Source organism: Billgrantia montanilacus (assembly GCF_003336675.1).
Taxonomy (GTDB): domain Bacteria; phylum Pseudomonadota; class Gammaproteobacteria; order Pseudomonadales; family Halomonadaceae; genus Halomonas; species Halomonas montanilacus.
The window spans coordinates 31,434-43,898 of record NZ_QPII01000018.1 but is presented as its reverse complement, the minus strand read 5'-3'; the positions used below and the strand labels follow the sequence as shown (position 1 = coordinate 43,898).

At 66.8% G+C, this 12,465-nt stretch carries 10 protein-coding genes; 4 read left to right on the top strand and 6 right to left on the bottom strand.

The window, feature by feature from the left end; translation table 11 throughout:
• Positions 1 to 5: 5 nt before the first annotated feature.
• The 4 genes from DU505_RS18520 to DU505_RS18505 all read right to left on the bottom strand — a co-directional run bounded on the left by DU505_RS18520 (position 6) and on the right by DU505_RS18505 (position 4,025).
• Positions 6 to 446 carry a nuclear transport factor 2 family protein gene (locus DU505_RS18520; RefSeq protein ID WP_114480471.1) on the bottom strand — a complete coding sequence of 147 codons (441 nt, stop codon included), beginning with the start codon at positions 444 to 446 and terminating at the stop codon, positions 6 to 8.
• A 23-nt stretch (positions 447 to 469) separates the two neighbouring features.
• On the bottom strand, positions 470 to 1,885 hold the full coding sequence (phrB, locus tag DU505_RS18515) for a deoxyribodipyrimidine photo-lyase (RefSeq protein ID WP_114480470.1): 1,416 nt from the start codon (positions 1,883 to 1,885) through the stop codon (positions 470 to 472).
• A gap of 27 nt (positions 1,886 to 1,912) precedes the next feature.
• Entirely contained in the window at positions 1,913 to 2,827 is a 915-nt protein-coding gene (locus DU505_RS18510) for a MerR family transcriptional regulator (protein ID WP_114480469.1), read from the bottom strand.
• A gap of 148 nt (positions 2,828 to 2,975) precedes the next feature.
• Positions 2,976 to 4,025 carry an NAD(P)/FAD-dependent oxidoreductase gene (locus DU505_RS18505; RefSeq protein WP_114480468.1) on the bottom strand — a complete coding sequence of 350 codons (1,050 nt, stop codon included), beginning with the start codon at positions 4,023 to 4,025 and terminating at the stop codon, positions 2,976 to 2,978.
• 105 nt (positions 4,026 to 4,130) lie between these two features.
• Here DU505_RS18505 and DU505_RS18500 point away from each other — a divergent pair, with 105 nt between their 5' ends.
• Positions 4,131 to 5,042 carry a TIGR01777 family oxidoreductase gene (locus DU505_RS18500; protein ID WP_114480467.1) on the top strand — a complete coding sequence of 304 codons (912 nt, stop codon included), beginning with the start codon at positions 4,131 to 4,133 and terminating at the stop codon, positions 5,040 to 5,042.
• Between the two features lie 15 nt (positions 5,043 to 5,057).
• Here DU505_RS18500 and rapA read toward each other — a convergent pair whose 3' ends face one another.
• Both rapA and DU505_RS18490 read right to left on the bottom strand, forming a co-directional pair.
• Positions 5,058 to 8,012 carry an RNA polymerase-associated protein RapA gene (gene rapA, locus DU505_RS18495; RefSeq protein WP_114480466.1) on the bottom strand — a complete coding sequence of 985 codons (2,955 nt, stop codon included), beginning with the start codon at positions 8,010 to 8,012 and terminating at the stop codon, positions 5,058 to 5,060.
• Positions 8,013 to 8,157: 145 nt separating this feature from the next.
• On the bottom strand, positions 8,158 to 8,958 hold the full coding sequence (locus tag DU505_RS18490) for a TlpA disulfide reductase family protein (protein ID WP_114480465.1): 801 nt from the start codon (positions 8,956 to 8,958) through the stop codon (positions 8,158 to 8,160).
• A 132-nt stretch (positions 8,959 to 9,090) separates the two neighbouring features.
• Here DU505_RS18490 and DU505_RS18485 point away from each other — a divergent pair, with 132 nt between their 5' ends.
• From DU505_RS18485 to DU505_RS18475, 3 genes are read left to right on the top strand one after another with little or no spacing between them, the layout of a single operon-like run.
• On the top strand, positions 9,091 to 9,330 hold the full coding sequence (locus tag DU505_RS18485) for a hypothetical protein (RefSeq protein ID WP_114480464.1): 240 nt from the start codon (positions 9,091 to 9,093) through the stop codon (positions 9,328 to 9,330).
• Positions 9,317 to 10,897, top strand: coding sequence for a phospholipase D family protein (locus tag DU505_RS18480; protein ID WP_245948067.1), 1,581 nt, complete (start codon positions 9,317 to 9,319; stop codon positions 10,895 to 10,897). The genes DU505_RS18485 and DU505_RS18480 overlap by 14 nt, the downstream gene beginning before the upstream one ends.
• Positions 10,898 to 10,939: 42 nt before the next feature.
• The gene (locus DU505_RS18475; protein WP_114480463.1) at positions 10,940 to 12,454 is read left to right on the top strand and encodes an SLC13 family permease; all 1,515 of its coding nucleotides are present in this window, start codon (positions 10,940 to 10,942) and stop codon (positions 12,452 to 12,454) included.
• The last annotated feature ends 11 nt before the right edge of the window (positions 12,455 to 12,465 follow it).

Here is a 12,465-nt window from a genome sequence, read left to right as displayed (position 1 = left end):
GCCGGTTACTCGCCCAGGCGGCGCTTCAGCAAGCGAACCGTCGGGCCCAGAATCGGCAGGTGCTCGTAGAGCATGGCGCCGACATCGAAGAAGTCCCGGTGCCGGCACACCCGCCGTGGGTCTTCAGCCGGGAACGACAGCCTGGAGCACCCATCCACCGAGACGGGGCGTCCGCGGGAAAGTCGCGGGTGTACCAGTCGCATCGTCCAGGTCACACAGGCCTCGGTGCCTTGGTGTACACGGTCGTGGAACTGGAATCTGCACTCTGTCACGTTCTCGTACAGCCCATGGAAGTACCTTTCCAGGGCGTCTCTCCCCTCAATCCTGTGCAGGGGGTCGGTGAAGACCACGTCCTCAGTATATACTTCGTACAGATTATTTGTATAGGTTTTGTCTAGATTATTGAAGAAGGTGCAGAAGGCCTCCAGGTCAGGTTCCTGGTTCATGGGGTAGCTCCTGTGAGTGGGTGTCAGTCGGTCGTCAGTGCCTTGAAGGCGTCCAGGGCTCGCAGCCTGGCGGCCTTGTGATCGACGATGGGGGGTGGGTAACGGGTCTGGTGGCGCTGCTCAGAGGACGGAGCCAGCCTCCCCTTGGGGGAAAGCGCGGCCAGCTCTGGAACGAATTCGGCGATGAAGGTGCCATCCGGGTCAAAGCGGTTCGACTGGGTCGTAGGGTTGAAGATGCGGAAATAGGGTGCGGCATCGGTGCCGGTGGATGCCGCCCACTGCCAGCCGCCGTTGTTGGCGCAGAATTCGCCGTCGACCAGGTGATACAGGAAGAAGGCCTCGCCACGACGCCAGTCGATCAGGAGATGCTTGCTGAGAAACATGGCCGTAATCATGCGCAGGCGATTGTGCATCCAGCCAGTCTGCACCAGCTGGCGCATGGCGGCGTCGACAATAGGATAGCCGGTCCGCCCCTCGCACCAGGCGCGAAAGCCGGCGTCGTCGTCGCGCCACGCCAGGGCTTCGGTATGTCGTTGAAAGGCGTGATGTCGGCATACCCTTGGGAAGCCCGCCGCCACGTGCTGGTAGAACTCACGCCAGACCAGTTCGTTCGCCCAGGCAACGAGGCCGGCATCCCCTTCGCCCAGTCGGCCGTGGTTCTCGCCGAGCATCGCCTGCAGGCACTGTCGATGGGAGATCATCCCCAGGGCCAGGTAGGGGGAGAGTTCGCTGGTGCCGGAGACGGCTGGCATATCACGTTGCCGTGCATAGTGGCGTCCGCGAAAGCGCAGGAAACGTTCGAGCCGGTCGGATGCAGCTTCTGCGCCGGCTGGCCAATGACGAGCCGACACGGGCGGCTCTTCTGCCTGGGGAGGCGGCGGCAACGGGTCGGCTGCGATGTCCGGTGGTGGCTGAGGCCGGGGCGTGTCGCGAAGGGCCAGGCGTTCGTCGCTGAGCTGGCGGTGCCACGCCTTGGCGAAGGGGGTGAATACGCGGAAATAATCCCCTTTTCCCGTCACCAGCTCGCCGGGGGCGAAGGCCGTGGCATCGTGATGCCCCCTGGCGAAGAGGGCGGCCCGATCGAAGGTGGTCGCTACGGCCTGGTCACGCCGCTGTTCGTCCAGCGGGTACTCGCGATTGAAGTGCAGTCCCTTCGCCCCTGTCTCCCGGGCGATGGCGAGCAGGGTGGCCGGGGCCTGGTCGTAGGTTTCGATATCCCGGTGCAGCAGCGGGATGTTCAGGCCGGCCAGGTCGTCACGCAGCGCGGCTACGCCACGGCCCCAGAAGTCGAGCTTGTTGGGGCCGTGGCCGTAGCCTTGCCACTGGGGCAGGCAGCGCAGGAAGACCGCCACAACCGGGCCTTGGCGTGCCGCGGCAGCCAGCGCCGTATTGTCATGGACTCGCAGGTCGCTGCGAAACCACATCAGCACGCAGGACATGGTGGCTCCTTGGTGGGAAAGCGAAGGTCAGGCGTCGTTGAGCAGCGAGCGCAGCCTTGCCAGCGCCAGGGGCAGGTCATCCCCGAGCAGTTCCACATGGCTCTCGGCCAGGTCGCTGCCGCGTATGCGGGCCACAGGCCCGCCGAGCCCGAGGGGAACATTCAGCTGCTCGGCCAGGCGAGGCAGTTGGCGGCGAATCAGATCCGGGCGCTCGGCGCGGCCGCTGACGAGCATCAGGGCCGAGGCCTTGAGGCGCTCCACCGCCAGCGGTAGTTCGCCGAAGGGCAGGGGGGCGTCGAGCAGCAGGATACGGTAGCCAGCATCGCTGCCGGCCAGGGCCGCCAGCAGCAGCCAGAGCGGGCCGGGGTCATCGGGCAGGGCGGCCATCAGCACGACGGGGCCCTTGACGACCTGATTGGCATGGTAGAGCCGGGTGCCGATCCGTGTGCGCAGGAAGGTCTCCAGGTTGACCCGTTGCAGCCTGGCACCGAGCTGGTCATCCCAGCGCTCTTCCAGCTCGCGGATGGCAGGCTGCCACAGTTCGGCCAGGCCGGTTGTCACCGGATAGAGCGCCAGGCTCTGGTTGAACAGCCGTTCCAGCTGCGCCATGTCCAACGCCTCCACGGCGGCAACCAGCTGGCGCCGCTGGCTGGGCCAGTCCCCGGAGGCGGGTTCCGGTACGGGGGCGGCCTCGGGCTGGTCGAGCAGCTCCTTGACCTGGCTGACCGGCACGCCGCGGCTCAGCCACTGCAGGATCTGCTCGACACGCTCGATGTCTTCCCGTGCATAGAGGCGATGTCCCTTGGGCGTGCGCTGGGGGCAGATCAGCCCGTAACGCCGCTCCCAGGCGCGGAGCGTGACCGAATTGACGCCGGTTATGCGTGACACTTCGCGGATCGGGTAGAGCGGTGTGTCGGCCGGGTGGGTTGCCTTGTCGGTCATGCTCGCATCTGCCTCTCGCTGTTGTCATTGCCGTTCCAGGCCGCCATGGAATGCCAGGCATTCGGGCGCGACTCTCCGTGGTGGGCAATATTGTACACCAAACGTGCGATGTACAACCGTAGCTGTCGTAATCAGTGGAGTGACGGCGTCAACGCGTGGCGTGTCCATCGTTGGCCACCAGCGCATGACCCAGGTGATGGCCGGAGAGCCAGGCGTCTTCTACCCGTGGCCCGCGCCAGCCGTCGCCACACAGCGCCAGGCCGGTGGGCGACAGTCGATAGTCCCGATTGACGGCCTCGCCGCTGGCGAAGACATCGGGCTGGGCGTAGCGCCAGCGGTGTGCGCCGATTGCCGTGATGGCGGGCAACATGGTGTCGTCCGGCAGGGCCGCACGAAAGGCGCCCAGCAGTTTGTCGGCCGCGCTGGTCTCATGCACTTCCAGGTGCGCCTCGCTCCACTCCAGCCGTGCGAGCAGCGTCAGGCTTTCCCCCTGCTGTTCACGGCCTGGCTTGTGGTCATTGCGCGCGACGAAGCGCAGCGGACCCTCGGAAAACATCACGGCCTGCCAGTCGTGGGCGACGCCCGCTGAAGTGGGCAGTGGCCGCTCGAAGCAGGCCCATGCCGCCCAGCAGGGACGTTGGATGACGCCCTCGCATGCCTCGGCCAGCACGGTATCATGAGGTGCCACCAGTTCCTGGGCCTGGGGCGAAGGTGCCGTGATCACGACATGGTCGTAGGGCCCATGGTGCTGTCTGGCCTGATCCTGCAGCGACCAGCTGCCTCTGTCCCGCACAAGCGAGACGATACGACAGTTCGCCTCCAGGGCCAGCCCCCGGGAGAGGTGGCGCGTCACCGCGCTCATGCGTGGCTTGCCTGCATAGCGTTCTCTGCCATCATGACGATAATGCCACTGGCCTTTCGTGACCCGCCAAAGCTGCCAGGGCCAGGGTGCCACTAGCCCCGCCTTCAGCCAGAGTTCGGTTTCGCGGCGAAAGGCCTCGTCCCTGACACTGAAGAACTGGGCGCCGATATCCACCGTGGCCGCGGCCAGGCTCCGGCTGGTCATGCGGCCGCCGGGGCCGCGGGCCTTCTCGAATAGGGTTACCTGCCAGCCGGCGGCCTGAAGGGCCCGGGCACAGGCAAGACCGGCGATGCCAGCGCCGATGATGGCGGCCGAAGGGCGTGCCGTTGGTGACATGAAGGCCTCACGCAGTGGATCGGTTTTTACGTTAGACTAGCAGAAGTGTACAACGGCTGTATAACTGTCTGCGCGCCACCATGAATCCAGGGGGAGGAGAGTGCTATGCGTGTGCTGATTACGGGTGGCAGTGGCTTTGTGGGGCAGCGTCTCTGCCAGCGCCTCAAGGAGACGGGGCATCGGCTGCAGGTGGTCTCGCGAGACCCCGGGGCCGTCAAGGGGCAGCTCCCGGCGGGCACCGATATACGTCGCTCCGTGCTGGATTTCGTTGACTCGCCCCCTGACGCCATCGTCAACCTGGCGGGTGAGCCGATAGCGGCTCGCCGGTGGAGCGATAACCAGAAGAAGCGGCTGATCGACTCACGAGTCAATATCACCCGCGACCTGGTGATCCTCTGCGAGCAGCTCAAGCAGTCGGGTGGACAGGCGCCGCGAGTCATGGTGTCGGGCTCGGCCATGGGGTACTACGGCGATCAGGGCGATCGTGAGGTCACCGAAGAGACGCCACCCCATGATGAATTCGCCCACCGTCTCTGCAAGCGCTGGGAAGACACCGCCAGGGAGGCGGCGGATTTCGGCACCCGGGTGGCACTGTTGCGTACCGGGCTGGTGCTTGATCTCGGCGGTGGCAGCCTGGAGAAGATGCTGCCGCCCTTCAAGCTGGGGCTGGGCGGGCGCTTCGGCGATGGCAAGCAGTTCATGCCCTGGATCCATCGCGAGGACCTGGTACGCATCATCCTGTTCCTGCTGGAGCACGGCGAGATGGAAGGCCCCTTCAACGGCAGCGCCCCCCATCCGGTCACCAATGCGGAATTCACCCGGACCCTGGCCGGCCAGCTCCATCGACCGGCAGCGCTGCCGGTTCCCGCCATTGCCCTGGAAACCGCCTTCGGCGAGATGGCCCGGCTGCTGCTGACCGGTGCCGACATGCGCCCCCGGCGCCTGCTCGACGCCGGCTTCGAGTTCCGCTATCCAACCCTGGAGGAGGCGCTGGCGGAGATCCTGGGCAGGCGCTGATCCCGCCCGGGGGGCTCAGCGGCTCTCCTGATCCACCGTGACGATCACCCGCACGGCGTCGAGTCGCAGCCGGGCGCCCTCGATGGCCTCGTTCAGCTCGCTGCGTTCGCGGCGCATGGCATCGAGCTCCTCCTCGCGCACCGCCGGGTTGAGGCGTGCCAAGGCTTCCAGGCGGGCGAGTTCGGTATCCAGCTCGTTGCGCATGCGGGTCTGGGCCGCTTCGATGATGCTGGGCAGCTCTCGCTCGGCTTCCGCTTCGCCCTGGGTAAGCAGGTCGCGCAGCTGATCGTGGCGGCTGCGGATCAGATCCCGCGCCATCGCTTTCTTGACCTTCTGCAGATTCTTCGACAGCCCGGTAAAGGAGACCTTGTCGGTGAGCACGGCGCCGGATTCGTCGAGCAGTACCCGCACGGCGGTGGGGGGGAGAAAGCGATTGACGTGCAGTCGTTTCGGTGCCGGACAGTGGGTGCGAAAGACCAGTTCCGCCATCAGCCGCCCGGCCGGAATCGCCGGATGCCTGAGCAGCGACAGGGCGGTATTGCCCATGGTGCCGTCGATGATCCGCCCCATTATCTCGCGCAGCAGCGGGTGCTCCCAGGAGAGGCGCTGCACATCGTCGCGGGCCAGTGCCCGTGACCGGGAGAGGGTCGCCGTGAAGCCTTCCTCGCCCTTGGCCAGACCCGGCAGGCCATCGAGCATGTGCTGGCTCGGCTGCAGGTGCAGCAGGCCGCCGCCGAGCTCCTGGCTGTCGACCCCGAAGACATCCAGCGCTTGTTCCAGGTAGCGGGGCAGCGCTGCATCGTCGTCCAGCTCGCGAATGGCACTGGCGACCGCCTCGGCGCGTGCCGGACGGCAGGCATTGAGCTCCAGCAGCCGGTTGCGGCCGGCGTCGCGCTCGGCCAGACGACTGAGGAACAGGGCCCGGGTCTCGGAGATGACTTCCTCCAGCGCCTCGTCGTCGAGCAGCGCCTCGGAGAGGGCGTCGCCGAAGGCATCGAAGAGCTCGTTGCCCACGCCGTGGGGCGCCTGGAAGGCATCCATGCCGTCCCGGTACCAGCGCAGCAGGCGTTCGGCGGGGCTGCCCTCGAACAGTGGCACGTGGATCTCGATGGCGTGGCGCTGGCCGATACGATCCAGGCGGCCGATGCGCTGCTCGAGCTGGTCGGGGTGCTGGGGCAGGTCGAACATCACCAGATGGCGACAGAACTGGAAGTTGCGTCCCTCGGAGCCGATCTCCGAGCAGACCAGTAGTTGGCTGCCCTCCTCCTCGTCGGCGAAGGCCGCCGCGGCGCGGTCCCTCTCCACCAGGCTCAGGCCCTCGTGGAAGACCGGGGCATGAATGCCGCCCAGCACCCGGAGTGCCTCGGCAAGCTCCTGGGCCGTTTCGCGGCCATGGGCGATCACCAGCACCTTGCCGCCGGCGAAGCCGTGTTCGCCGTCGTCGCTCAGCCGCTCCATCAACCAGGTCACCCGGGGATCGAACTGCCACCAGGGCTCGGCGTTGAGTGGGTCCTCGGCCAGGGCGCGATACATGGCGTCCGGGTAGATCAGTACATCCGGGTGGTCGAGGCCGGTCTCGATCAGCAGCTCGTCGAGGTAGTCCTCGTCGCGCTCGAGCTTGCGGAAGGCGCGCCGATAGGGCGATGGCGGGGTCAGGTAGGCCAGGTGCAGGTGGCGTTCGGGGAAGCCGCCGACGTGGCGGCGGCTGTTGCGGAACATCACCCGGCCGGTGCCATGGCGATCCAGCAGCTGGTCACGCAGCTGGCTGCGGGCGCTCTCCTGCTGTGGCACGCCGCTCTCGGGATTGGCCAGGGTGGCCAGCAGGGCCAGGCTGTCGGGCTCCTCGATCACCGCCGCGATCCGTTCGCGGTCATCGCTGTCGTCGGCCGCGGGCAAGCGTTCCAGGGCGTCGATGGCCTGGGCCACCTCAACGTAGTGCTGCTCCTCGTCGCGGAAGCGCTTGAGGCTGTGGTAGCGATCCGGGTCGAGCAGGCGCAGGCGAGCGAAGTGGCTTTCCAGCCCCATCTGCTCCGGCGTCGCGGTCAGCAGCAGCACGCCGGGCACCGTTGTGGCGAGGCGCTCCACGCAGGCGTAGCCGGGGCCGACCTTCTCGGCGCTCCAGTCCAGGTGGTGTGCTTCGTCGACGATCAGCAGGTCCCAGCTGGAGGCTTCGGCCTGGGCCTGGCGGTGCGGGTTGGCGAACAGCCACTCCTGGCTGGCGAGCACCAGCTGGCCGGACTCGAAGGGGTTGGTTTCGGCCTGGGCCAGGCTCTGCTGCTCGTCGAGCAGGGTCACGTCCAGGGCGAAGCGGCGCAGCAGCTCCACCAGCCACTGGTGTGTCAGGCTGGGCGGTACCAGGATCAGCGCCCGCTCGGCGCGGCCGGTCAGCAGCAGCCGGTGCAGTATCAGGCCCGCCTCGATGGTCTTGCCCAGGCCGACCTCATCGGCGAGCAGCACCCGAGGGGCGTGACGGCGGGAGACCTCGTCGGCGATATAGAGCTGGTGCGGTATCAGGTCGATGCGGGGGCCGGACATGCCCAGCGCCGGATTCTGCTCGATTCGGTTGAAGTGGTGCAGCGTGCGAAAGCGCAGGTCAAACCAGTCGTTGCGGTCCACCTGTCCGGTCAGCAGGCGATCGCGGGCCTGGTCGAACTGCATGGTGTCGGCCAGCTTGGCTTCGGGCAGCTCCCGCAGTTCGCCCTGGGCATCCTCCCCAATATAGACGATCAGCCCATCGACCTCCTTGCTGTCCTCGACCAGCAGCTGCCAGCCGTCGGCGGACTCGATGCGGTCGCCGCTGCCGAAGGCCACTCGGGTGAGGGGGGCCTGGCGGCTGCTGTAGGTGCGGGTTTCCTGGCTGGCGCCAAACAGCACGGTAACGCTGCGCTGATCGCAACTGAGGATGGTGCCCAGGCCCAGTTCGGCCTCGCCGTCACTGATCCAGCGTTGGCCGGGTGAAAAGTCGCTCATGATGCCTCGGGAATGCTGAAAACGGTGCACGCGCCGCCGATGGCTCAAGCCGCCGGCAGCAACAGGGCGGGCGATTCTAACGCAAAGCCCGCCACGGCTTAAGAGTGGTGATGTGCGACAGGAAGTGGTAGGGGCGAGATCACCCTCAGTGCCGGTTCAGCCAGCTGTCGAGCTGGGCGCGGGAGAGCTCGCCCACATGGCGCTCCACGGCACGCCCTTCGGGGTTGAACAGTACTGTTGTGGGCAGGCCGGGTGACTCCATGATTCGCATCATCTCCTGGCCGGGGTCGAGCAGCGGGTAGCGAAAGGCCAGTGCCTGCTCGTCGAGATAGCGTACCACCTGCAGCAGGTCCTCACCTTGATTGACCACCACGACCGTGACGCCCTCCCGGGTGTCGGCCTCGGCCAGCAGCGGCATTTCGCGCAGGCAGGGGGGGCACCAGGTGGCCCACAGGTTGACCACGACCCGCTCGCCGCGCAGCGACTGCAGGTTGACCGGTTCGCCGTCGAGGTTCTCCAGAGTGACATCGGGCAGTTCGCGTATCGCCATGTCGCCGCCCAGCGGTGCCAGGGTGACCAGCACCAGCCACAGGGCCGAGGTGCCGATGGTAAGGGCCATGGCGCCGATCATCGACAGCAGGTGCTCGCGTAGGGACCAGCCGGTCCAGATGAGTCCCGCCAGCAGCCCCCAGATGCCGTGGAAGCCGGCTTGCCAGAGCTTGAGGACATCCAGCGGGGCGGCGCCGTAGGCATCCAGGTTCATGGCCACGTGCCCAAGGCGAGCGCCCACCAGCCAGGCCAGCACCAGGCCATTGAACCAGCGGACTCGAGTGCCGGTAGAGAGCCCCAGCAGCAGCCAGGCGGCCAGCAGCAGCAGCAGGGCACAGCCGATCGCATAGAGTCGGGGTATGGAAATCAGCACGGGGCCCAGGGCAAAGGCATCCATTGGGTTCAGCTCCGAGAACGGGGTCGGCGTTGGCGGCAGGACCGGGTAGAATTGCACACTTGTTTACACCACCGCGCAGGCTGAGCAAAGCCTACTGTGCGAGCAATGGTCTGTCACCTGGCGGGAGCCAACATGGCAAAGACGTCCTTCGATACCCTGAGAGTCCTGGCCATCGCCAGCCAGGCGCTGGGCTTCATCCTGATCATCACACTGGAAACCCTGATGGGCGATGCCGCCCGACCCTGGCAGGGCGTGACCCTGGCAGTCATGGTCCTCTGTGCCCTGTTTCTGGCCCTGGCACGGCTTTACCGTCGCAACAAGGCGCGCAAGACCATGGACCGTCGCCTGGCGGAAGACGATGACGACAGCTGAGAGCCTGGCGGCTGCCTGGGCTCGAGGCGCGGTTGTTACCCTGCTGGCGGCATTGCCGTGGCTGCTGGCAGGCTGCGCCGGCAACCCCGTTCCGCGTGAGCACGGTGCGGCGATGACGCCGGATGAGATCGAGACGACCTGGCTGGGCCAGTGGGCCGCCCAGAGCGCTGCCCCCAGCGACGGGCTGAGCGGCTTTGCCCTGGTCTCCAGCGGGCAGGATGCCTTCAGCCTGCGCGTCCTGCTCAGTGAGCAGGCCGATAAGCGGCTGGATATCCAGACCTACCTGATGGGGGACGGCCTGACCACTCGCGTTCTGCTCGCGCGCCTGCTGGACGCCGCCGAGCGGGGCGTTAACGTTCGCCTGCTCCTCGACGATGTCGGCGCGGTGGGCCAGGGACGGCGCCTGGCCGCATTGGATAGCCACCCCAGCGTCGAGGTGCGCGTCTATAACCCCCTGTCCCTGGGGCGGGGCCACCTGACGACCCGGGTCCTGGCCTCGATTCCCCAGGCCGGGCGCCAGCATCGGCGCATGCACAACAAGCTGTGGCTTGCCGACGGTGCGGTGGCCCTCGTCGGCGGACGCAACCTGGGCGACGAGTACTACAGTGCCAGCGAGCCGCGCAATTTTTCCGACCTGGACATGATGACTATCGGCCCGGTGGTCGAGCCGCTCGCGAGAAGCTTTTCGCTCTATTGGAATCATGGCCTCGCGCAGCCCATCGGTCGCTATCATCGCGCCGAGGAGGGAGCCTGGCGTGAGCTTCGGGCGTCGCTGGGAGAGTGGTTCGGCGACAATGGCGATGACGACTACTTCACCGGACTGCGCGACCGCTACGCCGATGCCGAGCAGGGGCCGCTAGTGGGCAGGCTGCACTGGGGTGAAGGCGTGGCGCTATGGGATCCTCCAGGCAAGCTCGCCTGGCCCGGACGGCCTGCGCTGGCCCGCACCATGGCCGGGGAACTGCTCGCCGAGGTGGGCGATCCCCGCGAGCGGCTGGTGGTGATCTCCGCCTACTTCGTGCCAGGCAAGGCCGGCACGCAGTACCTGCGGGCGTTGGCCGATGGCGGCGTCGAGGTGGCGGTGTTTACCAATTCCCTGGAGGCCACCGATGTGCCACTGGTACACGGCGCCTATCAGGTGCACCGTGGCGGGCTGCTGCAGAGCGGTATCCAGCTCCACGAACTGCGCGCCGAACAAGAACCCGGCAGTGAAGGGGAGATCAGCGTGGGGGGGTCGGCATCGGCCCTGCACATCAAGGCCCTCGGTATCGACAACGACAGGGTATTCGTGGGCTCGGCCAACGCCGACCCACGCTCGGTGTGGTGGAATACCGAGGTGGGGGTGCTGGCCCATAGCGAGAGCCTGGCCGCCGAGCTTCAGGGGCTCGTCGACCTGGGCAAGAACCCGACACTGAGCTACCGGGTCGATCGCACGGAATCGGGCCAGCGCTACTGGCAGACCGAAATCGGCGGCGAGTCGGTGCGGCTGATGGGCGAACCCGGTGGTGTCTGGCGTCATCTGGGGGCCGCCCTGAGCCGTTGGTTGAGGCTCGAACCCCTGCTGTAGCCGGCGCACGGCTTGTCGGGAGCGACTTTCAGGGAGGCGGGCATGACGCAACTCGATGAAGAGCGCAGGACCATGCAGCGCGAGGCGAGGCGACGGCTATTCCGGCTGCTGGCCCTGCTCGGTGGGCCACTCTGGGCGCTGGTCATCTTGTGGATGGAGCCCCGGACCGGCATATCGATGTCGGCTTGGCAGGTCGTGGCCCTCACCGGCTGGATGGCACTGTGGTGGGTGGCGGAGCCGGTGCCCATTGCGGTGACCGCCCTGCTGCCCGTGGCAGTGCTGCCGCTGATGGGCAGCGTGGATATTGCAGAGGCGGCCGCACCCTACGCCAATCCCTTGATCTTCCTGTTTCTTGGCGGCTTCCTGCTTGCGGAAGCGATACAGAGCTGGGGCTTGCATCGTCGCATCGCCATGGTGGTGCTGAGGTTTTCAGGCCACTGTCCGCATCAGCTGGTGGCGGGTTTCATGCTGGCGACGGCGGGGCTCAGTATGTGGGTGAGCAACACTGCTACCGCCGCGTTGATGGTGCCCATCGGGCTTTCGGTATTACGGCTCCTGGAGAGCCGTGGTGGCGTGGGGGCCAGCCGCAACATGTCGCTGACGCTACTGCTGGGTATCGCTCTTGCGGCCAATATCGGTGGCATGGGCACCCTGATTGGCACGCCGCCCAATGCGCTGTTGGCCGGCTTCATGGCTGACAATTACGCGATCGAGATCGGCTTTGCCGAGTGGATGCTGTTTGCCTTGCCGCCCGCCATGCTGCTCCTCGCCGTTTCATGGTGGGTGCTGACTCGGCTGGTCTATCCCCTGCCACGCGAGCCCATGCCCGGTGTGGCAGCCTTGCTGGAGGAGCAGGCGCGCGACCTTGGGCACATGACGGCCCCGGAGCGACGTGTTGCCATCATCTTCTTCCTGGTGGCGCTGGCCTGGGTTGCACGGCCGTTGCTACAGCGGCTGATGCCGGGCGTCGAGCTGACCGATGCCGGTATCGCGGTTCTTGCGGCAGTCATGCTGTTTGTGGTGCCGGCGCGCTGGAAAGAGGGGCGTTTCCTGCTCGATTGGGAAAGCGCGCGCAACCTGCCATGGGGCGTGCTGCTGCTGGTGGGTGGCGGCCTGAGTCTGGGCAGCGCCATCGAGACCAGCGGTCTTGCCGCCGTCGTAGCCCAGGGGCTCTCCGCCTTCGGCCAGTGGCCGGTGTGGAGCCTGGTGGCCATGACCGTGGTCGCCGTCATGCTGATGAGTCATGTCACCAGCAATACCGCGACCGCCGCTGCCATTCTCCCACTGACTGCCTCGCTGGCAGCGAGCCTTGGTGCCAGTCCGCTTCTGCTCTCGGTGCCGGTGGCCATGGCGGCAAGCTGTGCCTTCATGCTGCCGGTCGCCACCCCGCCCAATGCCGTTGTTTTCGCCAGCGGCAAGGTGCGTGTGATCGACATGATGCGAGCCGGGGCGCTGGTCAGCGTGGTGGCGGTGGTGGTGATTATCCTGTTTCTCTATGCCCTGGCCATGCCGGTGCTCGGATTTGGCTGGGCGAGCGGCGCTACGCTTACGTCGTGATCTGCCGTCGT